The 22,054-nt window shown below is 72.0% G+C and carries 21 protein-coding genes and 1 riboswitch; of the genes, 11 read left to right on the top strand and 10 right to left on the bottom strand.

Features of this window, described 5'->3' with window-relative positions; translation table 11 throughout:
• Nucleotide 1: 1 nt before the first annotated feature.
• Nucleotides 2-781, bottom strand: a complete 780-nt coding sequence (locus tag ASF39_RS12600; protein ID WP_056284323.1) for a hypothetical protein — start codon at nucleotides 779-781, stop codon at nucleotides 2-4.
• Nucleotides 782-1,064: 283 nt separating this feature from the next.
• Nucleotides 1,065-1,928, bottom strand: a complete 864-nt coding sequence (locus ASF39_RS12595; protein ID WP_056284319.1) for a hypothetical protein — start codon at nucleotides 1,926-1,928, stop codon at nucleotides 1,065-1,067.
• Between the two features lie 69 nt (nucleotides 1,929-1,997).
• Between ASF39_RS12595 and ASF39_RS12590 the strand changes: the two genes are divergently transcribed.
• The 3 genes from ASF39_RS12590 (at nucleotide 1,998) to ASF39_RS12580 (ending at nucleotide 4,526) form a co-directional block, all read left to right on the top strand.
• A complete protein-coding gene (locus ASF39_RS12590; RefSeq protein WP_244472399.1) occupies nucleotides 1,998-3,425 on the top strand; it encodes an ATP-binding protein in 1,428 nt (475 codons plus the stop codon).
• The gene (locus ASF39_RS12585; RefSeq protein ID WP_055886011.1) at nucleotides 3,422-4,078 is read left to right on the top strand and encodes a response regulator transcription factor; all 657 of its coding nucleotides are present in this window, start codon (nucleotides 3,422-3,424) and stop codon (nucleotides 4,076-4,078) included. Before ASF39_RS12590 ends, ASF39_RS12585 begins: the two co-directional genes overlap by 4 nt.
• A 181-nt stretch (nucleotides 4,079-4,259) precedes the next feature.
• A complete protein-coding gene (locus ASF39_RS12580; protein ID WP_244472390.1) occupies nucleotides 4,260-4,526 on the top strand; it encodes a hypothetical protein in 267 nt (88 codons plus the stop codon).
• A 12-nt stretch (nucleotides 4,527-4,538) separates the two neighbouring features.
• Here ASF39_RS12580 and ASF39_RS12575 read toward each other — a convergent pair whose 3' ends face one another.
• The 5 genes from ASF39_RS12575 to tsaD are packed head-to-tail and all read right to left on the bottom strand — an operon-like array spanning nucleotide 4,539 to nucleotide 8,400.
• Complete coding sequence (locus ASF39_RS12575; protein WP_056284313.1) at nucleotides 4,539-4,952, bottom strand: EVE domain-containing protein; 414 nt, start codon at nucleotides 4,950-4,952, stop codon at nucleotides 4,539-4,541.
• Nucleotides 4,953-5,001: 49 nt separating this feature from the next.
• The gene (locus ASF39_RS12570) at nucleotides 5,002-5,466 is read right to left on the bottom strand and encodes an opioid growth factor receptor-related protein (protein WP_056284310.1); all 465 of its coding nucleotides are present in this window, start codon (nucleotides 5,464-5,466) and stop codon (nucleotides 5,002-5,004) included.
• Entirely contained in the window at nucleotides 5,463-6,455 is a 993-nt protein-coding gene (locus tag ASF39_RS12565) for an NAD(P)H-dependent glycerol-3-phosphate dehydrogenase (protein ID WP_056284505.1), read from the bottom strand. The genes ASF39_RS12570 and ASF39_RS12565 overlap by 4 nt, the downstream gene beginning before the upstream one ends.
• A gap of 11 nt (nucleotides 6,456-6,466) precedes the next feature.
• Nucleotides 6,467-7,357 (bottom strand): GNAT family N-acetyltransferase, encoded by an 891-nt coding sequence (locus tag ASF39_RS12560; protein ID WP_056284307.1) that lies wholly within the window; start codon nucleotides 7,355-7,357, stop codon nucleotides 6,467-6,469.
• Nucleotides 7,354-8,400, bottom strand: a complete 1,047-nt coding sequence (gene tsaD / locus ASF39_RS12555) for a tRNA (adenosine(37)-N6)-threonylcarbamoyltransferase complex transferase subunit TsaD (RefSeq protein WP_055885994.1) — start codon at nucleotides 8,398-8,400, stop codon at nucleotides 7,354-7,356. The genes ASF39_RS12560 and tsaD overlap by 4 nt, the downstream gene beginning before the upstream one ends.
• A gap of 166 nt (nucleotides 8,401-8,566) precedes the next feature.
• On the opposite strand from tsaD, the gene ASF39_RS12550 reads away from it, so the two are divergent.
• The 3 genes from ASF39_RS12550 (at nucleotide 8,567) to ASF39_RS12540 (ending at nucleotide 13,358) form a co-directional block, all read left to right on the top strand.
• Nucleotides 8,567-9,286, top strand: coding sequence for a uroporphyrinogen-III synthase (locus ASF39_RS12550; RefSeq protein ID WP_056284304.1), 720 nt, complete (start codon nucleotides 8,567-8,569; stop codon nucleotides 9,284-9,286).
• Nucleotides 9,287-9,911: 625 nt separating this feature from the next.
• Nucleotides 9,912-11,753, top strand: a complete 1,842-nt coding sequence (locus tag ASF39_RS12545) for a hypothetical protein (RefSeq protein WP_156648481.1) — start codon at nucleotides 9,912-9,914, stop codon at nucleotides 11,751-11,753.
• Nucleotides 11,754-11,864: 111 nt separating this feature from the next.
• Nucleotides 11,865-13,358, top strand: coding sequence for a heme biosynthesis HemY N-terminal domain-containing protein (locus tag ASF39_RS12540; RefSeq protein ID WP_056284296.1), 1,494 nt, complete (start codon nucleotides 11,865-11,867; stop codon nucleotides 13,356-13,358).
• Nucleotides 13,359-13,436: 78 nt separating this feature from the next.
• Here the strand turns inward: ASF39_RS12540 and ASF39_RS12535 are convergent, their stop codons facing one another.
• A complete protein-coding gene (locus ASF39_RS12535) occupies nucleotides 13,437-14,288 on the bottom strand; it encodes a galactosyltransferase-related protein (RefSeq protein ID WP_056284294.1) in 852 nt (283 codons plus the stop codon).
• Nucleotides 14,285-15,034, bottom strand: coding sequence for a PIG-L family deacetylase (locus tag ASF39_RS12530; RefSeq protein WP_055885982.1), 750 nt, complete (start codon nucleotides 15,032-15,034; stop codon nucleotides 14,285-14,287). Before ASF39_RS12530 ends, ASF39_RS12535 begins: the two co-directional genes overlap by 4 nt.
• A gap of 296 nt (nucleotides 15,035-15,330) precedes the next feature.
• Between ASF39_RS12530 and ASF39_RS12525 the strand changes: the two genes are divergently transcribed.
• The 5 genes from ASF39_RS12525 to ASF39_RS12505 all read left to right on the top strand — a co-directional run bounded on the left by ASF39_RS12525 (nucleotide 15,331) and on the right by ASF39_RS12505 (nucleotide 20,489).
• Nucleotides 15,331-16,287: a quinoprotein relay system zinc metallohydrolase 2 gene (locus tag ASF39_RS12525; RefSeq protein ID WP_056284290.1), complete on the top strand. Its 957-nt coding sequence runs from the start codon at nucleotides 15,331-15,333 to the stop codon at nucleotides 16,285-16,287.
• Between the two features lie 34 nt (nucleotides 16,288-16,321).
• Entirely contained in the window at nucleotides 16,322-17,161 is an 840-nt protein-coding gene (locus tag ASF39_RS12520) for a quinoprotein dehydrogenase-associated SoxYZ-like carrier (RefSeq protein WP_055885975.1), read from the top strand.
• A 17-nt stretch (nucleotides 17,162-17,178) separates the two neighbouring features.
• Nucleotides 17,179-17,781, top strand: coding sequence for a rhodanese-like domain-containing protein (locus ASF39_RS12515; protein ID WP_056284501.1), 603 nt, complete (start codon nucleotides 17,179-17,181; stop codon nucleotides 17,779-17,781).
• Between the two features lie 353 nt (nucleotides 17,782-18,134).
• Nucleotides 18,135-18,950: a 3-methyl-2-oxobutanoate hydroxymethyltransferase gene (gene panB, locus ASF39_RS12510; RefSeq protein ID WP_055885971.1), complete on the top strand. Its 816-nt coding sequence runs from the start codon at nucleotides 18,135-18,137 to the stop codon at nucleotides 18,948-18,950.
• A 41-nt stretch (nucleotides 18,951-18,991) separates the two neighbouring features.
• A riboswitch (Fluoride riboswitch) is annotated at nucleotides 18,992-19,064 on the top strand.
• 63 nt (nucleotides 19,065-19,127) lie between these two features.
• Nucleotides 19,128-20,489 (top strand): voltage-gated chloride channel family protein, encoded by a 1,362-nt coding sequence (locus ASF39_RS12505; RefSeq protein ID WP_056284498.1) that lies wholly within the window; start codon nucleotides 19,128-19,130, stop codon nucleotides 20,487-20,489.
• Nucleotides 20,490-20,511: 22 nt separating this feature from the next.
• On the opposite strand, the gene ASF39_RS12500 is transcribed toward ASF39_RS12505, so the two are convergent.
• A complete protein-coding gene (locus ASF39_RS12500; RefSeq protein WP_156648480.1) occupies nucleotides 20,512-21,978 on the bottom strand; it encodes a UbiA family prenyltransferase in 1,467 nt (488 codons plus the stop codon).
• Between the last annotated feature and the right edge of the window lie 76 nt (nucleotides 21,979-22,054).

Below are 22,054 nucleotides of genomic sequence, written 5' to 3'. Positions count from 1 at the left end.
CTCAGAACTGCTTGGCGACCGCGTCGCCGAGGGACTGCACGCCTTCGACGAGCTTGCGTCCGCTCGCGGCGAGGGTCGGCACCTTGAGGCCGAACACCTCGGTCTCCTCCGCCTCGGGCGCCACCGGCGGGGGAGGGGCCTCGGCGGCGGGCGCCGCGGCCACACCCGCCGCCGGCTTCGGACGCGGGCTCGCCACGGCGACCTTCTTCGCGGGCCGTGGTGCCGGGGATGCGGCGGGCTCGGGGGCCGGGGACGTCGCCTCGGCCGACCGAGCCCGTACCGTCTCGCCCGGTCGCGGGGCGACGAGGGCCGCGGTCCGGGCGGTCGTCACCAGCGGCGCGACGCGCAACACGTCGACCACGCCGGCGACCTCCATCTGCGGCAAGGCCCGACGCGGCGGTGCCGCCGGCGCGGCGGCGCGTGCCGCGGGCTCTTCGCGAGGGACGGAAACCGGAGGACCTGCAACCGGAGGGGCGGGAACCGGGGGGACAGTGACCGGCTGGGCCTGCCCGGCCGGCGGAACCACGGCGGGAAGCCCGTCCTTGAGATCGGGCCACGCCGAGGCCTGCCGCCCGATCGTGGCCTTGGCGAGCTGCGGTCCGGCGAGTTGCCCGAGCGTCGAATAGGCCGCCACCGAGAACCCGATCAGCCCGAGGCCTCCAAGGCCGGCCAGGACGATCGTGCGAAGCGCGGGCGACGGCCTCGCCCCACGGGCCGGCGCGACGCGGCGTGTCTCGGACGGCCGGCGTGTCTCGGAAGGGTCGATCGTCACGGACATCATCGGGATCACCCTCGAACCAACCCAACGTGCTTGACCGATACCGGCCGACCACGAAAACGCGCGGATGCGGAACCCATCGCTCGAACGCTCGCCGTCCAGAAACGGGACTGGCATTCGTGCCACGCTCAATGGGGCGTCAAGATGTCGAGCCGGGATCACACAGTCACCGCCGCGACCGGCGCGCCACGAATCTGAATTACGTCCACAGGTTTAACGAGGGATCACCAACCACGACTTGTCCGGCCGAATCGCGATCGAATCCGCGCGGTCGGAGCGATTCGGCTCAAGGGAGACGGGCTGCACTCTGGGCCGCCACGACCTTGGCGACCATGCGGGCATGGCGTCCTGCGGCCGCGGGCATCGGCGCCCCGCGCGCCAGGGCATCCTTCAGGTCCACCAGTTCGGGCACGCCCCAGCGCCGGAGAAGGGCTTGAAACGCCTCGTGACGGTCGCGATGGACGCCTGGATCGGGCCCGCTCCGATCCAGGCTGGCGGGCGGATGCAGATGCGCGAAGGGCACGAGGCCGGGCGGGATCGGCGCCGTCGCGGCATGGGTCCGCGCGGCCCTCAGGACGGTTTCGTCGGCGAACAGGCGCGGCCCGTCCCCCGCGCAGAAGATCTCGATGCGACCGCCGGGGGATGTCGCGACCCGATGCGTGGGTGCCGGCGATTGCCGCAGGTTCGAGAGGGCGAGGGGCTCGCCGCAGGCCAGGCGCAGGGCCGCCACCGCGGCCGGGATGTCGCTGCGCAGGCCGATCGCCGCCTGCCTGAGCCCGAGCCCGCCGTCGAACAGGATGGCGCCGCGGTCCTGGGGCCTCAGCGCCTCGCGGTCGGGGCCGCATTCCGTGACCCTCGACCGGGGGGAAGCGGGGCAGGACGCCTCGGGCAGGCACAGGGCGACCGTGTGGCTCCAGGCGGTACCGAAGGCGGTTTCGTAGGCGACGGGCACGATGCGGTCCGGCACGAGAGCGATGCCGCCACGGGCCGTGACGAGGCCGAGGCGGCCGTCGTCGAGCCATGCGACAGGATCGCAGGACCCTCGCGAAAACGTCGCCAGCGCGCCGAAGCCGCCGAGGCTCCAGGTCACGGCGGGGTCGGCCAGGGCCGTGGCCAGCAGGTCGGCGACGTCGCGGCGCTCCGTCGTCATGTCTCGCCCTCCCGCATCACGGACTTTCGTACCGTCGGCACTGGGGTACAAGCATCCCCGATGAACGCCATGTCCTCCCCCGGTCCCGCCGACGCGTCGCATCCGGCGACGCCGGCCGCGCCGCGCTTCTGGACCACCTGGGCCACGCGCACGCGAATGATCGCCGTGGTCCTGGCGATCGACGCCATCGCCGCCCTCGTCTCCATCGGCATCGTCGTCGTCAACGCCCGCTCCGCGGTCACGGTGGAGATGGAGGCGTCCCTCGCCACCGTGGAGCCGCTCGTGAGCGATACGGTCGGCCTCGCCCAGGCCGAGGCCCCGGGCAGCCTGCTGCGCACCCTCGACCTGCGCTTCCAGGCCCTGCGCCATGTCCGCGTCGGCCTGTTCGACGCGCAGGGCCGAAGCCTGGCCACCGGGCCGTCGGTGCGGCGCGACCGCTATGCGGCCCCGGCGTGGTTCGCGGCCCTGATCGCGCCGCCGGTGCAGCGCCACGAACTGCCGATCGTCGTGGGGACCGAGCGGATCGGCACCGCGCGGATCACCACGGAGCCCCGCGACGAGATCGACGAGATCTGGGGCTATGCCACGTCCCTGTCGCTGGCCAGCCTGTGCCTCAACCTCGCCCTCCTGGCCGCCCTCTACGTGGCGCTCGGGCGGGTGCTGGCCCCCCTCGGGCGGCTGGCCGACGGCCTCACCCAGCTCGAGCGGCAGGATTACGCCGTGCGCCTCGCTCCATCCGGCTCGCGGGAGGTCGCGGTTATCACCGACCGCTTCAACCGCGTCGCGCAGGCCCTGGAGGAGGTGCGGGCCGCCAACGGCCGCCTCAACCGCCAGCTCCTCACCGCGCAGGACGACGAGCGCCGCCGCACCGCGCTCGAACTGCACGACGAGTTCGGCCCCTGCCTGTTCGCCCTGGAGGCCAACGCCGCCTCGGTGAGCCGGATCGCGGAAGGCGCCGGCGAGCCCGACCGGCCGCGTCTGGCCGCCCGCGCCCACGACATCAGCGCCATCGTCGGCCAGGTCCAGGCCCTGAACCGCGACCTCCTCAACCGCCTGCGCCCGCACGGCCTCGGGCAGGTCCCGCTGCCCAATTGCCTCGACCTGCTCCTGAGCGACTTCTCCCGCCGCCATCCCGAAACGCGGTTCTCGGGCGAGTTCGCGGCTCTGGGGCAGGGTTACGGCGATCTCGTCGACCTCACCGTGTTCCGCTGCATCCAGGAGAGCATGACCAACGCCGTGCGCCACGGCGACGCCCGCCATGTGTTTGCGCAGGCCGGCGAGGACGACGGGCGGCTGCGCGTCACCGTCACCGACGACGGCGCCGGCGTGCCCTCGGATCATCGCATCGGGTTCGGTTTGTCGGGGATGCGCGAGCGGGTCGAGGCACTCGGCGGCGACTTTCGGCTTGACACGGCCACACCGGGAGCGGTTGTGCGGATCTCGATCCCGATCGATCCCGAGCGGGGCGAGGAGACGGTTTCGGCAACGCCCGCATGAACGCCATCACCACGACCCACGAGCGCGTCCTCGTCATCGACGACCATCCCATCGTCCTGCAGGGCTGCCGGCGCGTGCTGGAGGATGCAGGGATCGAGGCGATCGCCGAGGCGACCAGCGTGCTGGCCGGCTACCGCCTGTTCCACCGCCTGCGGCCGGCGGCGGTGATCTGCGACCTCACCTTCCAGGGCAGCGGCCTCGCCGGCCTCGACCTGATCCGCCGGATGCGCCGGGCCTCGCCGCAGGTGCGCATCCTGGTCTTCAGCATGCACAACGATCCCGTGATCGTCGCCCGCGCCCTGGAAGCGGGAGCGTTGGGCTACGTCCTGAAGGACCACGCCTCGGCCGAACTGTTCGAGGCCTTCGCGCGGGTGCGGGCGGGCGAACCGCACCTCGACCGGCGCCTCGCCACCGAGGTCGCGATGCTGCGCATGGCGCCCCGCCGCACCCCCGAAGCCCAGCTCACCCCGCGCGAGCGCGAGATCCTGTCCCGGCTGGCGCAGGGCAAGGCCTACGGCACCATCGCGAGCGAACTCTCGGTGAGCTACAAGACGATCACGAACGCCTGCTCCCAGATGCGCCAGAAGCTCGGCGTGCGGACGCTGGCGGAACTGATCCACATCGCGGTGACCCAGGCGCAGCGTCAGGGGTGAGGGCGCGCCTACGCTGTGGACGAGCCAAACGGAGTCGGCGAGGCGTCGAAGGCCACACCCGACAAGCCTTGCTGGGCCGTACTCGATCTATCATCCTCAGACCCTGTCCAAAGGATGATCGTCGTCCGATCGAGGGACGAATGCGATGGCTAGTACGGCTTCTCCAAACGATCCACTCGACATGGCCGAGCAGGTCGCACGCGTGCTGCGGTCGAATACCGAGACGGAAAAGTTCGTCGCCGAACAGCGTAAACTGATGGCGGAACAGGCCAAGCTCGCTGCCGAGGCCGACAAGCTCATGGCCGAGCGGATCAAGCTGGCAACGGAATCCGACAAGCTTTTGCGCGATCGCGCCTTGGCACCCGTCTCGATCGGATTTGCCGGAATGGCCGCCGGCGCCGCTATTTTCGGAGCCGCCGCAGCCTTCATGAAGCTTTTGGGGTCGTGAAGACCGGGGGTGTCATAGGCCCCCCATCCCGCACACGATCTCCCATTCCTCCTCGCTGACCGGCTGCACCGACAGCCGCGAGTTGTTGACGAGCACCATGGCGGCCAGACGCGGCTCGACCTTGATCGCCTGCAGGGTGACGGGTTTGGGCAGCGCCTCCACGGCCTTGACGTCGACCATGCCGAAGCGGCCGGTGGGATCGGAATCGTCCGGGTAGTAGGGGCGGACGACCGACACGATCCCCACCACCGCCTTGCCCTCGTTGGAATGATAGAAGAAGCCCCGGTCGCCGACCTTCATCGCCTGGAGATGCAGCTTGGCGCCGTGGTTGCGCACCCCGTTCCAATGCGTCCCGGCCTCGCCGGCCGCCACCTGCTGCTCCCAGGACCAAGTCGCGGGTTCGGATTTGAAGAGCCAGTACGCCATCGGTGTCCTCGAAACGGTCGCACTTTCCTAGCGCGGCGCAGCGTGGCCGTCAGGCCCCCGCGAGGGCCCGATCCCAGTAGCGCAGGCTGTCGCGGTTGATCGGCGATCCGGCGTCGCGGTTGCGGTCGAGAACGAAGGCATGGAAGGCCGCCGCCGCTTCCTGGCCGACGAGATCGCGGGTGGCCGCGATGATCCGGCTGATGCGCAGGTGGTTGTGATCGCAGGCGCGAAGCCATCCATCGGTCCCGGCGTAGAACCGCGTCATCCGGTCGAGGGCGACCAGCAGCCCGGCTCGGGCAGCGGGGTCGGCGCGGATCGCCTCGGCCTCGGCGGCGGTGAGCACCGGCGCGCCGGGGACGGCGCGGCTCGCCTCCGGCAGGGGAAAGCACCATTGGATGAAATCGTGGACGCCTTCGATATGGGCGTCGTCGAAGGCGACCACCGCGTCGAGCGGCCGGCCCGCGCCGTCGCGGCCGGATCGCGCGAGGAAGGCGTGGAGCGGGCCGGCGGTCATTCCGCTTCCCCCCGCAGCGGCCGGGCGAGCAGGGCCGCGACCACCCGGTCGACGCTGGCGCTGCCCGCGACGATGCCCGCCACGGCCTCGGCCACCGGCATCTCGATCCCGTTTCGGCGCGCCAGGCCGACGAGGGCGGCCGCCGTGAAGGCCCCCTCCGCGAGCTTGCCGCCGGAGGCCTCTTGCGGCGAGGCGCCGCGCCCCAGGCGCTCGCCGAAGGCGAAGTTGCGCGACTGCGAGGAGGAGGCGGTGAGCACGAGGTCGCCGAGGCCCGACAGGCCCATCAGGGTCTCGGGGCGAGCGCCGAAGCTGCGGGCGAACCGCATCAGTTCGGCGAAGGCGCGGGCGATCAGGGCCGCGCGCGCGCTCTCACCGAGGCCACGCCCGGCGACGATGCCGGACGCGATGGCGAGCACGTTCTTGCCGGCCCCGCCGATCTCGACGCCGCGCACGTCGTCGGTGTGGTAGAGGCGAAGGGTCGGCCCCGACAGGGAACCGGACAACCGCGCCGCGAGCGCCGCGTCGCGGGCCGCCAGGGTGACGGCGGTGGGCAATCCGCGGGCGACGTCGGCCGCAAAGCTCGGACCCGAGAGCACCGCCACGGCGGCCCCGTCGCCGAGGACCTCGGCGGCGACCGCGCTCATGAAGGCGTCGCTGCCGCGCTCGATTCCCTTGGCGCAGAGCACGACGGCCGCGCCGGGGTCCAGCGCCGGTGCCAGGCCGGCCAGCACCCCGCGCAGGGTCTGGGCGGGGACGACGGCGAGGACGATACCGGCGCCGCCCAGGGCCCGCTCATCGGCGGTGGCGCGGATGCGGTCGTGCAAGGGCACGCCCGGCAGGTAGCGGGCGTTCTCGCGGGTTTCCTGGAGGCGCGCGGCGGCCTCGCCGTCGCGCAACCACAGGGTCACGGGCCGGCCCGCCACCGCCGCCGCGTTGGCCAGCGCCGTTCCCCAGGCACCGCCGCCGATGACCGCCACCTCGTCGCTCATGGGTTCATGGTTCATGGGCGCATGCTCCCCGCCGAAAAGTCGGCCGCCGACACGCGGTAGAGCACGTGCGGCGCCAGGCGGTCATCCGGCGGCAGGGCCGGATGGGCGAACTCGCCCGCCGGCACCATGCCGAGCCGCTCCATCACCCGTCGCGACGGCGCGTTGCCGGCGGCCGTGAAGGCCACGGCGGCAGCGACACCGCAGCGGCCGAACAGGTCGGCGAGGGCCAGCCGCGCCGCTCGGGTGGCGAGCCCCCGGCCCCAGGCGGACCGTGCCAGCCGCCAGACGACCTCCACGACGTTGCCGGGCCGCTCGGCACCGGAAAAGGGCATCGGCCGCATGAGGCGCAGGCCGCCGACGAAACCGACGACGCCCTCGTCCGCGCAGTCGAGGACCCAAGGGCCGAAGCCGTCGGCCGCGAACCGCCGGTCGTGGGCACGGGCCTCGGCGAGGCTGTCGCCGCGCGATCGCGGGGCGGGGAAGAAGCGCATCACCTCGGCATCGGCGTTGAGGGCGGCGAAGGCGTCATCGTCGGCGGGGGACCAGCGGCGCAGGGTGAGGTCGCCCTCGTGCAGGCAGGCCGGCACGGGCTTCGTTCTCAGCTTGCCGCGAAAGCCCAGCGAGCGCCGGTTCAGGAGCGCGAGATCGGCCTTGCCCGCCAGCACGGCCTCGCCGAGGTCCACGGCGCGCGAGAGGTCGTCGGCCGGCGTGTTGGCCCAGGCCGGTGCCGCCACGAACGCCCGCCACGGTCCGCCGCAGGCGTTGTCGAGGAGGATGCGGGCGAAGCAGTGATCGCGGTCCACCGGCCAGTCCGGCCGCCGGGGCGCGGCCTCGGGCAGGCGCCGCTCGACGAGGTCGCGCCAGCGCGACCGGAGGCCGGGCTCGTCCCCCCCCGGGCTCACGCCGAGGCCACCGCCGCCTCGGCGAAGGGCCAGCGGGCGCGGGCCGGCGCGGTGAGGTCGTCGACGAGCCCGAGGCGCAGGCGTTCGATGCCGGCCCAGGCGATCATGGCGCCGTTGTCGCCGCAGAGGGCCAGGGGCGGTGCCACGAAGGCGAGTCCGGCCTCGCCGGCCTGGGTCGCCAGCGCCCGCCGGATCGCGCCGTTGGCGGCGACCCCCCCGGCCGCCACCAGGGCGGTGGGATGGCCGGCGACGGCCCCGAAGTCCCGCAGCGCCACCCGGAGGCGGTCGACGGTGACGTCGACCACCGCCGCCTGGAAGCTCGCGCAGAGATCGGCGATGTCGTTTTGCGCCAACGGGGCGATGCGCTCGGCCTCGATCCGCAGGGCGGTCTTGAGGCCGGACAGGGAGAAGTTGGCCTCGCGCCGTCCCAGCATCGGCCGCGGCAGGGCGAACCGCTCGGGGTCGCCGGTCTCGGCCAGTCGCTCGACTTCGGGCCCGCCGGGGTAGCCGAGGCCCAAAAGCTTGGCGACCTTGTCGAAGGCCTCGCCGATGGCGTCGTCGATGGTGGTGCCGAGGCGCACGTAGTCGCCGACCCCCCTCACCGCCACGAGCTGGGTATGGCCGCCCGAGGCGAGCAGCAGCAGGTAGGGGAAGCCGATGCCGTCGGTGAGGCGCGCGGTGAGCGCGTGCGCCTCGAGGTGGTTGACCGCCAGCAGCGGCTTGCGGGTCACGAGGGCCAGGGTCTTGGCGGTGACGAGGCCGATCAGGACGCCGCCGATCAGGCCGGGTCCCGCGGCCACGGCGATGCCGTCCATCTGCGCCAGGCTGAGCCCGGCCCGGTCGAGGGCGCGCAGGATCAGCCGGTCGAGCACCTCCACATGGGCGCGGGCCGCGATCTCGGGCACGACGCCGCCATAGGCCGCGTGCTCGGCGATCTGGCTGAGGATCTCGTTGGCGAGGATGCGCCCGCGCCCGCCCTCGCCGGGGCTGACGACGGCGACCGCCGTCTCGTCGCAGGTGGTCTCGATGCCGAGGACGATCATGGATGCGTGGTGTCCGCTGCGGCTGGGTCTGGCCGGCCCCCGTTCTATCGCCCGAGCATGCCGCAGGGCAACGCAGCCGGAATCGACGCCGGTGGGTCGCCTTGCCATCGGCCGGGCGGTCGCACAGGGTCTCCCGGTCCGAGGGGTCGCACCGGGGTCAGGGAGCATGAGGGTCTGGATCGCGCGGCCGGAGCCCGGCGCGTCCCGCACGGCCGCGCGCGTCAGCGCGCTCGGGCACGATCCGCTCGTCGCGCCGGTGCTGATGCTGGCGACCACCGGCGACGCGCCGCCGGACGGGCGGTTCGACGGACTGGTGGTGACGAGCGCGAGCGCGATCCTCGCCCTGCCCGGGCCGGCCCTGCCCGGCGACGGGACGACCCCCGTCTTCTGCGTCGGCGGCCGCACCGCGCAGGCCGCCAGGGATCGCGGCTTCCGATCCGTCCTCGACGCGGGCGGGGATGCCGCCGACCTCGTGCGGCTCGTCGCGGCGACGCTGAGGCCGCCCTGCCGCCTGCTCCACCTCGCCGGAGCGGAGCGCAAGGCCGAGCCCGGCCTCTCGCTGGAGCGGGCGGGCTACGTGGTCGCGATCCACGTGTCCTACGGCATGACCGCCGCTGCCGCCCTGCCGGCCCCGGTCGCCACGGCCCTGGCGGAAGGGCAGGGTGAGCCCGTCGCGGCGGCACTGCATTACTCGCGCCGGAGTGCGGAGGTGGCGCTGGCGCTGGCGATCTCTGCGGGTCGCGGGGGAGCCTTCCGGGCGCTCAAGCATTACTGCCTGTCGGCGGACGTGGCCGCGCCCCTGGTTGCGGCCGGCGGGCGCATCCATTTCATCGCGGCCCGGCCGAGCGAAGACGACCTCCTGGCAGGTTTGGCGAACGACGTTTGAGATACGGTCTCGCTCCGGCAAGCCTCGTGGTGCTAGGACGGGCAACAGAATCAAGACTGCCCGCGCCGGGCCGCGCAGCGAGGATCTCGCGCCGTGCCCGGTCGGGGAGCAGGCATCGGGAAGGGAGCAGGGTCTCGTGAAGCCACCCATCAACGATTCGAACCGGACCTCACCCGGCTCCTCGGCGCAGCAGGGGACAACCGGTGCGGGTGCGACCGGCTTTTCATCGCGGCCCGACCCGACCCGACCGGACGCCGGCAAGACGGAAGTGGGCAGATCTGAAGCCAGCAAGTTGGAAGCCGGCAAGTCCGAAGCCGGCAAGCCGGACCTGGGACGGCCCGGCCCCACGGTTTCGGGTGCCGCACCCACCGGAGCCTCGTCGCCCACCGGACCCGGCAAGGTCGAACCCGTGAACGCCGATGGCCCGAAATCGGCGACGCAGGCCGGCCCGGCCGGCGCCTCGGGACCGACGGGAGCTTCGTCGACCGGCAGCGGCGGCCCGTCGGGATCCACCGCCTCGCCGGCGCCCGGCGCCACGCAGAAGCCCGGTGTCCTGCCGTCGGAGCCGGCGAAGCCGGATACCAAGCCAGGTGCTTCGACATCGGCCACGGCCGATGCAGCCAAGATGGGTACGTCGAAGGCAGACGCCGCGAAGTCCGATCCCGCCAAGTCCGATCCCGCGAAGTCCGATCCCGCCAAGTCCGACCCCACCAAGCCCGACCCCTCGAAAGTGGACGCCGCCAAGGCCGATGGTGCGAAACCCGATCCGGCCAAGCCGTCCGCTTTCGGCACCACCGGACGTGCCGGTGGTGACGCTGCGGATGGACCGATCATCGATCTGAAGGCGCGACGCGTTCCGGACGCGGGCGATGCGACCCGGCGCGAGACCACCGACAAGACGTCTGCGACCGGACCGAAGACCGCGGCATCCGTCGCCGGTGCGACGTCGAGCGCCTCCACTCCGAGCGCGTCTGCCTCGAGCGGCGCCACGTCGTCCGGGACCAAGCCGCCGTCGTCGGAGGCCGGACAGCGGACCGCGTCGGCATCCGAACCCAAGCCCGTCCCGGTTCGCAGCGGCGGCGCCGGTTTCGGCTCTATGGCGGCTGCGGGGCTGATCGGCGGCGTGATCGGGGCCGGACTGCTGTTCGGCGTCGAGCGCGCGGGCATCCTTCCCACCGCGAACGGCGACCTCGCCGGCCGTCTGGCAGCCCTCGACCAGACGGTGGGCACGCTCGCGTCGCGCGATGCCTTGGCGAGCCTCGACAAGCGCATCGCCGGCAACGAAGCCGCGCTCAAGCCGCTGCCCGATGCGGTTCGCAATGCCGAAACCGCCGCCCGCGAAGCGCTCCAGAAGGCGAGTGCGTCGCCGACCGCTCCGGCGGCGGAGGGATCCCCGGCAACCGCCACGATCCCGCCCGAACTCACCGCGCGGATCGACAGCCTCGACCAGCGCCTCGCCGCCCTGCAGGAGGAGCCGGGCCGCGACCAGTCCATGGATGCCAGGGCCGCGCTGACCGCACCCGGCGTGGCCCCCGAACAGGTGACCAAGCTCGACGAGCGCCTCAAGGCGGTGGAAGGCAAGATCGACGGCGTCGCCAAGGCGCCGACCGGGCAGGCGGACCTGAATGCCAGGATCACCACGCTCCAGGGCGACGTCGACAGCCGGACCAAGGCGAACGCCGAAGCCGCGCAGGCTCTCGGCCAGAAGCTCGCGGCCCTGCAGTCGAGCCTGGACGAGCGCGTGAAGGCGGCCACCGAAGCCGTCCAGTCCGTGACGGAGGCGAGCCAGAAGGCCGTGGACGCCAACAAGGCCCAGGCCGAGGAGGCCGCCAAGGCGGTGGCACGCCAGCTCCAGGCCCAATCGGACCGTCTCGCCGGCCTCGACAAGGCGGTGTCGGAACGCGCCGATGCCGGCACCGTCCAGGCGGCGTTGCGGGTCGTCTCCGCCGACAGGATCGCCACCGCGCTGTCCACGGGCGCTCCCTATGCCGACGCGCTGGCGTCGCTGCGCAACTTCGAGCCGGGCGATCCGGCCAAGCTCACCGCCGTGGCGGTGTTCGCCGACAAGGGCGCTCCCACCGCGCGCACCCTGGCGACCGAGTTCCGCGCCATCGCCGACAGGATGTCGGCCGCCCGCAAGGCCGCCCAGGCGAAGTCGGTGGCCGAGACCGGCGACATCAGCCAGCGTCTGATGAGCATGGCCGGGTCGATCGTGCAGGTTCGCAAGGTCGACACGCCGGCGAGCGAGGCCGCGCAGGACACCGATCCGACCGTGGCCGTCCAGGCCGCCCTCGACCGTGGCGCCATCGCGGAAGCGGCCAAAGCCTTTGCCGCGATGCCCGAGGCGGCGAGGGCCTCAGCCGGCGATTTCGGCACCAAGCTCGCTTCCCGTGCCGCGGCCGGCGAGGCCGCCCAGGCCCTGCTGTCGGACGCCTTCAAGGGACTATCCGCGCCGTCACCCCGTTGACCCAGGCCTCACCCGGTCGTTCGCCTTGCCACAAAGGGGTGCTCGCACCCCCGGCATCCGATTTCAGCGTGGCCTGCGCCAGCGGCACCGCTCCCAGGAGTATCTGATCCCATGTGGCGTGCCCTCGCCTTCCTGGCCCTTCTCGCCCTTGCCGCCTTCGGCGCCGTCTGGATCGCCGACCGACCCGGGTCGGTCACGATCGTCTGGAACGGCTACGAGGTGGCCACCAGCCTCGCCATCGCCCTCATCGGCGTTCTCGTCGCGTCCATCGCGATCGGCTTCGTCTGGGCGATCGTGCGGGGGCTCATCACCCTGCCGGACGCCCTGGTGCGCGGCTCGCGCGACCGGCGCAGGGCCAAGGGCTTCTCGGCCCTGTCGCGCGGGATGGTCGCGGTGGGATCCGGCGATCCCCTGGCGGCCAAGCGCCATGCCGGCGACGCCGAGCGCCTGCTCGGCGCCGAGCCACTGGCCCTCCTGTTGAAGGCCCAGGCGGCGCAGATCTCCGGTGACCGCGAGGCGGCCGAGCATGCCTTCCAGCGGATGGTCAACGATCCCGAGACGCGGGTCCTCGGCCTGCGGGGGCTGTTCGTCGAAGCGCGTCGCCGGTCGGACGAGACCGCGGCCCGGGCCTACGCCACCGAGGCCGCGCGGCTGGCGCCCAGCGTGACCTGGGCCAACGAGGCCGTCCTCGAAGCCCAATGTGCCGATGGCGACTGGGGTGCGGCCACCGAGACCGTGGAGCGTCGCGCCGCCCTTGGACTCGTCGACAAATCCGTGTCGCGGCGCCAGCGTGCCGTCCTTCTCACGGCGGCCGCCCAGACCCGGGAAGCCGGTGAACCGGAAGCGGCGACCGAGCGGGTGCTCCAGGCCGTCAAGCTCGCGCCGGAACTGGTGCCGGCCGCGGCGCTGGCCGGGCGTCTGCTGGCACGGCGCGGCGACCTGAAGAAAGCCGCCAAGATCGTCGAGGCGGCCTGGCGTGCCAACCCGCATCCGGATCTGGCCAAGACCTACATGAACCTGCGCACCGGCGATTCGGTGCGCGACCGGATGGCCCGTGCCGAGACGCTCGCCCGGATCTCGTCGTGGGATGCGGAGGCCCGCCTCGCCATGGTCCAGGCCGCGTTCGACGCGAAGGATTTCGCCAAGGCGCGCGAGACGCTGGCGCCGCTGCTGTCCGACCAGCCGACGGTTCGCGCCTGCCTCGCCATGGCGCGGATCGAGGAGGTCGAGCACGGTCCCGCCTCCGGTCGCGCCAGGGAATGGCTGGCGCGCGCTACGCGTGCCCGCCGCGACCCCCTGTGGATCGCAGACGGGGTCGCCTCGGAGACCTGGGGTCCGGTGTCGCCGGTGACCGGCCGTCTCGACGCCTTCGTCTGGAAGACGCCCACCGACGTCCTGGCTCCTCCGTCCGGCGCGGACGAGGACGGGCTGGCGGAACTCTCCTCGTCGGCGCCCGAGGCCGCGCCGGAGCCGATCGCCGTCCCGCCCGCTTCGACCTCTCCCGCTCCCATGAAAAACGTCGGGCCGATGGCATCCGGCACGGCGACGCCGGTGGTGCTGCCCGTACCCGGTGCCGAGCCGGGCAAGACCCACAACGCGGCCTGATCCATACGCCCGAGGTCGGACGATCATTCCGTCTCAAGCGCTCTGACGGGGGCCGGACGGTAACGCCCGACCGGTCGGTCAGAACGGCCGATCGGTCGGCGAGCGCGCTGCCGCGATTTCCTCGGGCGTCGGCGAGCGCAGGATCGCGATGTCGTCGCCGCGCGGGGTCGACAGGCCCATTCGGGCGAAGGCGTCGAGCCAGCCGTCCATCGGCCAGAGGCCGTGCCGCGCATGGAAGCGGCGGGCGTTGCGGACGATATCGCCGAAGTGCTGCAGCGGCGGGTCGTAGGCTTGGTGGTATTGGTGGAAAGCGCCGCCGCGCGCACTGAAGACGATCGGAAGCCCTGCCGCGTCCGCCCGGAACGCGAGGTCGGTATCCTCGGCGCCGTAGCCGTCGAAACTCTCGTCGAAGCCGCCGAGCCGGTCGAACGTCTCCTTGCGCACACCGAACGCGAGGGACCAGAACAGGCCGGGATTGTCGGTACGGGCGAGGCCCGATGACGGGAAGTGTCTGACGGGATGGGTGAACCCCGCGCCGCGCAGTCCCGGCTCGGTCCAACCGTCCTGGACGGCTCCGGCCGGGAGATAGCGGATCTCGCAGCAGATCAGGCCGTCGACCTCGGTGAGGTCCTCGTCGAGGCTCGCCACGAGATCCTGCGAGGGAATGCAGTCGACGTCGAGGAAGACGAGGTGCTCGGTCCGCGCCGCCCCGGCACCGGCGTTGCGGGCGCGCGCCAGGGGAAGGCCGTCGCTCGCCAGGACGATGCGGCGGACCGGGAAGCCGGGGTCGGGCAAGGGCGCGGGCGCGTCCCCCATCTCCACCACCACGCATTCGGCCGGGTGGGCTCCGCGCGACAGGCCCTCCAGCAGCCGTGCGAGGTGGTCGTCGCGTCCCTTGTTCAGGGTGACGACCGTGGCGCGGGCCCTCATGCCTCGATCCTCGGCGACAGGAGGATGAAGATCTCGAAGGGACCGCAGAACCGGTCGATCATCTCGGGCGCGAGGCGAAACCCGCTGGGGTCGTCGGCGATGAGATCGCTGGTCTGCGAGCGATGGGCGAGGATGGCCCGCCGCTTGGCAGCGGAATGGGCGCTGACGTCGAGGCGCCATCCCTGCGGAGCCGCCCCGACCTCGCGGTCGGCCGGCAGGGTCCAGCCCCAGACGGGATAGGCGTAGAGGCCGACCTCGGGAAGCTGCCGCTGCGCCAGGGTGGCGATGGCCGCCGCGGCCGTGTGATCGCAATGGGGGTCGTGGGCCCAGGTGACGCAGATCGCGCCGGCATCGCAGTCGCGCGCCAGCGCCGCGATGGCATCCGCCGCCGCCTGCGCCTCCGGCCCCGTGCTCGGAACCCCGGCATCGGGCAGGCGCAGGAAGCTCACGGCCTCGCGCGGCAACCCGAGGATCGCGACGGCGTCCTGCGCCTCCGTCTCGCGCAGGGCGCGCAGGCGATCGGGCGGATGGGTCACGGAATGGGTGTGCGAGCCGGCGCCGTCGCTGACGATCACCACCCGCACGTCGCGCCCCTCGCGCACCGCTTCGGCGATGAGGCCGCCGCAGCCCAGGCTCTCGTCGTCGGCGTGCGGGGCCACCACCACGAGCCCGCCATCGCCCAGGAGCGTCGGCAGGTCGCCGAAGGGCAGGGCCGTTGCGGCGGCGAGAAAGGCGGCGGCCTGCATCGGGTGGTTCGTCCTCTGATCTCTGTGATTCGTGGAGTCGCCGAAACTGCCACATCGACGAGACGGGCTGGAAGGGCGCCGCATCGGCGAATACCGAACCGTACTGATCGGTCGATGAACGGGGCCGGAACCGCACGGCCGTGAATGCCTGGCCCGCCAGCGTGCAACGCTGCCGATGCAACACTTCGTGTGCGAGCGGACGCCCCCTTGCCCGCTCGCGGATATCCGGGTCTGGTACGCTTCAAAAATTGCGAGGGAGGACGGGATTGCCGACAGGTTCCATCGGGACGCAGCATGTGGGACGGGACGGCCGTGCCGCGACGGGGGCCGCTTCGACCCGCCGGCAGGCCCTGTGGGCGGGCTTGTGCCTGTGCTGCCTGCCGACCCTCGGGCGGTCGGCCGAGGGTTTTTCGATGGACGAGGTCGGCCCCGGAATCTTCGTCCGGCGCGGCCCCGACACCGAGGCGACCGCCGACAACGACGATGCCATCGCCAACACCGGCTTCATCGTCGGTGACGACGCCGTCCTGGTGACCGAGAGCGGCGGCAGCCTCGCGGACGGAGCCTGGCTGCGCTCGCAGATCGTCCAGCGCACGGACAAGCCGATCCGCTACGTCGTGCTCACCCACGTGCACCCCGACCATTGCTTCGGAGCCGGCGCCTTCCTGCAGGATCGCCCGACCTTCGTCGGCCACCACGCCCTGACGAGCGCGCTCGAATCGCGCGGCGAGTTCTATCGCGGGCGCCTCGTCGAGATCCTGGGCGCCGAGAAGACCGGTCCGGTCGTCCAACCGACGATGACGGTGGCCGACACCGCCGAGATCGACCTCGGCGGACGTACCCTGCGGCTCACCGCTCATGGGGTGGCGCACACCAACTGCGACCTCTCCATGCTCGACACCCGCAGCGGCATCCTGTTTCCCGCCGACCTCCTGTTCGTGACCCGCATCCCATCCCTCGACGGCAGCCTCGTCGGCTGGCTGAAGGAGGCCGAGCGCCTCAAGGCAACCGGCGCCGCCCGTGCCGTTCCGGGGCACGGGCCGACCCTCGTGGATGTCACCCCCGCCATGGCCGACCTGACCCGCTACCTGGCGACCCTGCGCGACGAGACCCGCAAGGCGGTGGCGGGGGACGTGCCGATCGAGCGGGCGGTCGCCAGCATCGGCCAGTCCGAGCGCGGGAAATGGGCGTTGTTCGACACCTATCACGGCCGCAACGTCACCCAGGCCTACAAGGAGCTTGAGTGGGAATGATGATGCGCTACATCTCTCTTCGAGGAGACGAACCATGAAACATCTTGCCGCTCGCCGTCTGGCCCTCGCCATCGGCCTGTCCGTCCCGGTCCTCGCCGGCATCGCCGCCGCCGGGCCGGTCCTCGCGCTCGGGGCGGGCGACGACGATTCCGAGCGGCTCGCCCGCTGGAAGGAGATCCAGACCACGATCTTCGGCGACCGCAAGGTGGAATCGACGGACACGCTGGTGTCGATCGACGCCCCCGGCCGCGCGATGGACGCCTCCCTCGTGCCGATCACCCTGAGCATGCCGCAGAAGGATAAGATCGCGGGTCTTCACCTGGTGATCGACGACAACCCATCGCCCTACGCGGCGAAGTTCACCTTCGGACCCGCCGCGGATCCGAGCGAGATCAAGCTGCGGGTGCGGGTGAACAACTACACCAACGTCCACGCGGTGGCCGAGACCAAGGACGGCAAGCTGATGGAGGCGGTCCGTTTCGTGAAGGCCTCCGGCGGCTGCTCGGCGCCGATGGGCATGAGCGACGAGGAGGCGATGAAGGGCATGGGCGACATGCGCATGAAGTTCGCCGGTGAGGCGAACCCCGGAAAGTCCCTGGAGGCGACCCTCATGATCCGCCACCCGAACTTCAGCGGCATGCAGATGAACCAGGTCACCCGCGACTACACGCCGGCGCGCTACATCACGAAGGTCGAGGTCAGCCGCGGGTCGTCGCGCATCTTCACCCTCGACGGCGACATCTCGATCGCCTCGAACCCGGTGATCGGGTTTTCCTTCATCCCCGAGGGCCAGGAGCCGATCCGGGTGGTGGCCGTCGACAACCAGAACGGACGGTGGGAGCACAGCTTCACGGCGCCGACGGCCAGCAACTGAACGGGATGGCGCACGCCATGTGGAAACGGCGGGGCCGGGCACTCGCGGTGCTGGCCGCATCCTTCGCCATCATCGCGGCAGGGCCGGCCGACTCGCCCGTCAACGTGCCCGAGCCGGACGGACTCTGGACCGGTCCGGCACGCGGCTACACGCCGGCGACCCTGCAGGGGGCCAGGGTCGTCGACCTCGACGGGCTCGACGCCCTCATCGCCAGGGACAAGCCGGTCCTCATCGACGTGGCCCTGGCCGACCAGCGCCCGACGAACTTTCCCGCGGACCGGCCGTGGCTGCCGACCCACCGCTCGATCCCCGGCAGTGTCTGGATGCCGAACGCCGGTGCGGCCCCCCTCGACCCCCGCCAGGAGGCCGTCTTCCTCTCCCGCGTCGAGGCGCTGACCGGGGGCGACAGGACCCGGGCGGTGGTCACGTTCTGCCGGCCCGAATGCTGGGGAAGCTGGAACGCCGGCAAGCGCCTCCTGTCGGCCGGATACGCCAACGTCTATTGGTATCCCGACGGTATCGAGGGCTGGCAGGACAGGCATCCCACCACGGCGACGAAGCCCGATCCCGCGTGGGAGGCGAGGCCCAGGCTGGACCGGCCAGGCGAGCCGCTGCGCTGAGCCGTCCACGACCTGCGACAGGTGCGACTTTGCTCAACGACCTCAACGGGCTCCGCCGGACCGAACCGGTTGACATCCTCGCGATTATGGCGGAACAACAGCGCGCTTGAGGCAGAACGATGTCTAGGGAGCAAACGCCCGGTTGAAGGGCGCGGACGCGCGACGCCATCGCGACGTCCGCATCGGAGGCCGAGCCGGCGGGACGGGTTCGCCGGCCGGCCTCGCGGGTCCCACCCTCACGGCGTACCACCTGTGGAGATCCCGGCCATCGCGCCGGCCCTGCCGGTCGGCGACGGATGCCGAAGATGTAACGCCGCAAGACGACCATTGCGGGACAATCGAGTGAGTGACCGATGTCGCAGCTTGTCACGTCACGGCGCCTGAGGGCCGTCGATCTGGCCGCGCGCAAGGCCGAAGGTCGCAAGATCATCGCGCTCACCGCCTACCACGCCCACACCGCCGGCATTCTCGATCCGCACTGCGATTTCATCCTGGTGGGCGATTCGCTCGGCATGGTGATGCACGGGATGGAGACCACACTGCCGGTCACCCTCGAGATGATGATCGTCCAGGCCCAGGCCGTGATGCGGGGCACCAGCCGCGCCCTCGTGGTCGTCGACATGCCGTTCGGCTCCTACGAGGCCAGCCGCGAGCAGGCCTTCATGAGCGCCGTGCGCGTGCTCAAGGAGACCGGCGCAGGGGCCATCAAGATGGAGGGCGGCGCGCGTTTCGCCGAGACCGTGTCCTTCCTCGTGGAACGCGGCGTGCCGGTGATGGGCCACATCGGCCTCACCCCCCAATCGGTGAACACCATGGGCGGCTTCAAGGTGCAGGGCCGGGGCGAGGCGGCCGAGCGCCGGTTGCGGGAGGACGCACGGGCGATCAGCGAAGCCGGCGCCTTCGCCATCGTGCTCGAGGGCATCGTCGAACCGGTGGCGCGGGCCATCGCCACCGATCCGGCCGTCACCACGGTGACCATCGGCATCGGCGCCTCGTCCAGTTGCGACGGGCAGATCCTGGTGCTGGAGGACATGCTGGGCTTGAGCGAACGGGCGCCGAAGTTCGTCAAACGATTCGGCAGCCTGCGCGACCAGATCGAGGAGGCCGTGCGCGGCTACGCCGAGGAGGTCAGGACCGGCCGCTTCCCGGCCGACGAGCATACCTATTGACGCCGGCCCCAGCCTTGACGGCCAACCGGCGGTTCGGGATGATGCACCACGGCAATGGATTCTGCCGGGCCACATGGCCGAACCGCCCTTCGGGCTGATGATTCCTACCTTTTGCGGCTTCGCAACCAAGGTAGGCCCGTGCGCGAAATCCTCCATCGCTCCTCCTCGTTCAACGACATGAGAGCCGTCGTCCGTCGCCGGCTGCTCGACGCGCTGGCCATGGTTCGCTGGTGGATGATTCTCGCGGCGATGGCGGCGACGGTCGGATCCCTGTGCGCCGCCTTCCTCTGGAGCCTCGACGCCGCGACGAAGACGCGGTTCGATCATCCGTGGCTGCTGTTCCTGCTGCCGGTGGGCGGGTTCGCGGTCGGGTGGCTCTACCATCGCTTCGGCGCGAGCGTGGAAGGCGGCAACAACCTCATCGTCGACGAGATCCATGCGCCCAACGCCGGCGTTCCGGCGCGGATGGCGCCCCTCATCGTGCTGGGCACCCTCGTCACCCACCTGTTCGGCGGGTCGGCCGGGCGCGAGGGGACGGCCGTGCAACTCGGCGGCAGCCTCGCCGCCACCTTCGGCAGGCTGCTGGGGCTGGACCCGCCCGGGATCAGGATCCTCCTGATGGCCGGGATCGCGGCGGGGTTCGGCGCCGTCTTCGGCACTCCCGTCGCCGGGGCGGTCTTCGCGCTCGAAGTGCTCGCCCTCGGGCGGATCGAATACGGCGCCCTGGCGCCGTGCCTCCTGGCCGCCGTGGTCGGCGACTGGGTCTGCCAGGCCTGGGGCATCCATCACGGCGACTACCGCATCGACTACCTCGCCGGCCCGGCCAAGGCCCTGGTGGTCGAGCCCGTCCTGCTCGCCAAGGTGGCCCTGGCCGGTGTCGCCTTCGGCCTCGCCGCGCTTGTCTTCGCGGAGGCCAACCATCGCCTGTCGGGCCTGTTCAAGCGGTTCGTGCCCTACGGCCCGCTGCGTCCTTTCGTCGGCGGCCTGGCCGTGATCGGCCTCGTCTACGCGGTCGGCACCCGCGACTACCTCGGGCTCGGGGTGTCGGCCGCCGGTCCCGACGGACTCACCATCGCGAGCTTTTTCGGTCCCGATGTCCATCCCTGGAGCTGGGCCCTCAAGATCCTCTTCACCGTCGTGACCCTGAGCGCGGGCTTCAAGGGCGGCGAGGTCACGCCGCTGTTCTTCATCGGCGCGGCGCTGGGCAACGCGGTGGCGGGAGGGCTCGGCGCACCCCTCGACCTGTTCGCGGCCCTCGGCTTCGTGGCGGTGTTCGCAGGCGCTGCCAACACGCCGCTGGCATGCACGCTGATGGGCATCGAATTGTTCGGGGCCACCCACGGCGTCTATATCGCGACGGCCTGCGTCATGGCCTATCTCGCCTCGGGCCACCACGGCATCTACCTGTCGCAGCGCATCGCCGTGGCGAAGTCGGCCGGCGCGGCCTTCGCGGATGGGACCACCTTGCGCGAGGTGCGCCGTTCGCCGGTGCCCGCCGCGCGTTCGTCACCGCCCGAAGGCGAACGCCCCGCTCCGTAGGCGGGCGCCTGCGGGCGCAACGTCAGAACCGCATGCAAGCGAGACAGAAGCCGGTGAGCACGGCGAGGCCGAGGGCGAGGCTGGGGCCGTCCGTGATCGCGAATTCGACGGGATCGTCGTTCAGCGCGCCGCGCCCGCACAGGAGCCAGATCCGGCCGAGCCAGACGAAGACCGCCACCGGCGCCAGCCACAGGAACTCCGGGTTCACGTAGAAGGCCTGCCGGGTGGCGGCCTCGACGATGTAGAGCGAGACCATCAGCACCGCCGCAGCCGCGGTGGCCGTCCCGAACGCCAGCACCACCGGCCCGTCCTCGGCGACGTAGCCGCGGCCGGGAATCGCACCGGACGGGGCGAGGTGCCTGATCTCGCCGTAGCGCTTGGCCAGCGCCAGGGACGTGAACAGGAACATCGAGAGCACGAACAACCAGGCCGAACCGGCGACCCCGCAGAACACCACGCCGGCCACCAGCCGCGAGGTGAACAGGCCCGCCAGCGTCACCGCATCGAGCAGGGCGACACGCTTGATCCGGAAGGTGTAGGCCAGGGTCGCCGCGAGGTAGACGGACAGGATGGCGAGGCTCGCCGGGCCGCTGGCGGCGGCGAGCCCCAAGCCGAGGCCGAGGCCGGACACGATTCCGACGAGGGCCGCGGGGATCGACAGCGCCCCGGAGGCCAGCGGCCTGTGCCGCTTCGAGCGATGGGCGCGATCGTGGTCGAGGTCGTGCAGGTCGTTGAGGAGATAAGTCGCCGAGGCGACGAGCCCGAAGGCCAGGAATCCCATCGCCGCCATCAGCCAAGCGGAGGCGTCGAAGGCGCGCCCGGCCAGGACGAGGGGCAGGAAGACCAGCAGGTTCTTCGTCCATTGGTGCAGGCGGGCCGCCTTGACCCACACGCGTAAGCGGGACCGGACCGGCGGCGCCACCGCGTCGACAAGCCCCGGTTCGGCCGCCTGCCTGCCGGCGGCGCGGACCCACAAGGCGCCCTCGTCGGCGCCGGAGAACGCGACGAAGCCGCCGGGGCAGCGCGTCCTGACGGCGGCCAGGCGGGCGAGTTCGGCGATGTCGTCGCCGCGCGGCGCCACGATGACGTCGTCGGCCCAGGCCGTCGTGGCGCACAGGCGCCGCGCAAGGGCGGGGAAGGCGCTCGTCAGGATGAGGACTTCACGCCCCTCGGCATCGGCCCGGGTGGCCGCGGCCAGCATGCGCGCGTCGAAGAGGCCGGGGCCGGGGTCGACCGCGCCGCTTCGGTCGAACGCGTGGTCGAACGAACCGCGGCCCGGCAGCGCCACGGACAGGAGCGAGAGGACGCCGGACGGCCCCCCGCGCAGCGCACGGATCGCCGCCTCCGCCACGAAGGCCGGGGACAGCCCGGCACCGTCGAGATCGATCACGAGGGGGAGGGGGCGCTCGACGCGCAGCACCGGCACGGGCTCGGCCCACCCCGGCATCGCGAAGACATCGTCGCCGACGACCGCTGTTCGTCCACCCACGCCCGGCACTCCCGATGGAGGGACATTCGGCGGATTTTATCGGCGATCGCGCCTAACCCTTCCTTAAACCGCCCGT

This window comes from Methylobacterium sp. Leaf108, from assembly GCF_001423265.1.
Taxonomy (GTDB): domain Bacteria; phylum Pseudomonadota; class Alphaproteobacteria; order Rhizobiales; family Beijerinckiaceae; genus Methylobacterium.
Note: the sequence above shows the minus strand (reverse complement) of the source record. Positions and strands in the feature narration are given on the sequence as shown.

Bases quoted from the DNA above. Each gene is read 5' to 3' on its own strand.
- ASF39_RS12600 (WP_056284323.1), bottom strand. From the start codon at position 781: ATGATGTCCGTGACGATCGACCCTTCCGAGACACGCCGGCCGTCCGAG.
- ASF39_RS12595 (WP_056284319.1), bottom strand. From the start codon at position 1,928: ATGACGACGGAGCGCCGCGACGTCGCCGACCTGCTGGCCACGGCCCTG.
- ASF39_RS12590 (WP_244472399.1), top strand. From the start codon at position 1,998: ATGTCCTCCCCCGGTCCCGCCGACGCGTCGCATCCGGCGACGCCGGCC.
- ASF39_RS12585 (WP_055886011.1), top strand. From the start codon at position 3,422: ATGAACGCCATCACCACGACCCACGAGCGCGTCCTCGTCATCGACGAC.
- ASF39_RS12580 (WP_244472390.1), top strand. From the start codon at position 4,260: ATGGCCGAGCAGGTCGCACGCGTGCTGCGGTCGAATACCGAGACGGAA.
- ASF39_RS12575 (WP_056284313.1), bottom strand. From the start codon at position 4,952: ATGGCGTACTGGCTCTTCAAATCCGAACCCGCGACTTGGTCCTGGGAG.
- ASF39_RS12570 (WP_056284310.1), bottom strand. From the start codon at position 5,466: ATGACCGCCGGCCCGCTCCACGCCTTCCTCGCGCGATCCGGCCGCGAC.
- ASF39_RS12565 (WP_056284505.1), bottom strand. From the start codon at position 6,455: ATGAGCGACGAGGTGGCGGTCATCGGCGGCGGTGCCTGGGGAACGGCG.
- tsaD (WP_055885994.1), bottom strand. From the start codon at position 8,400: ATGATCGTCCTCGGCATCGAGACCACCTGCGACGAGACGGCGGTCGCC.
- ASF39_RS12550 (WP_056284304.1), top strand. From the start codon at position 8,567: ATGAGGGTCTGGATCGCGCGGCCGGAGCCCGGCGCGTCCCGCACGGCC.
- ASF39_RS12545 (WP_156648481.1), top strand. From the start codon at position 9,912: ATGGGTACGTCGAAGGCAGACGCCGCGAAGTCCGATCCCGCCAAGTCC.
- ASF39_RS12540 (WP_056284296.1), top strand. From the start codon at position 11,865: ATGTGGCGTGCCCTCGCCTTCCTGGCCCTTCTCGCCCTTGCCGCCTTC.
- ASF39_RS12535 (WP_056284294.1), bottom strand. From the start codon at position 14,288: ATGAGGGCCCGCGCCACGGTCGTCACCCTGAACAAGGGACGCGACGAC.
- ASF39_RS12530 (WP_055885982.1), bottom strand. From the start codon at position 15,034: ATGCAGGCCGCCGCCTTTCTCGCCGCCGCAACGGCCCTGCCCTTCGGC.
- ASF39_RS12520 (WP_055885975.1), top strand. From the start codon at position 16,322: ATGAAACATCTTGCCGCTCGCCGTCTGGCCCTCGCCATCGGCCTGTCC.
- ASF39_RS12515 (WP_056284501.1), top strand. From the start codon at position 17,179: ATGTGGAAACGGCGGGGCCGGGCACTCGCGGTGCTGGCCGCATCCTTC.
- panB (WP_055885971.1), top strand. From the start codon at position 18,135: ATGTCGCAGCTTGTCACGTCACGGCGCCTGAGGGCCGTCGATCTGGCC.
- ASF39_RS12505 (WP_056284498.1), top strand. From the start codon at position 19,128: ATGAGAGCCGTCGTCCGTCGCCGGCTGCTCGACGCGCTGGCCATGGTT.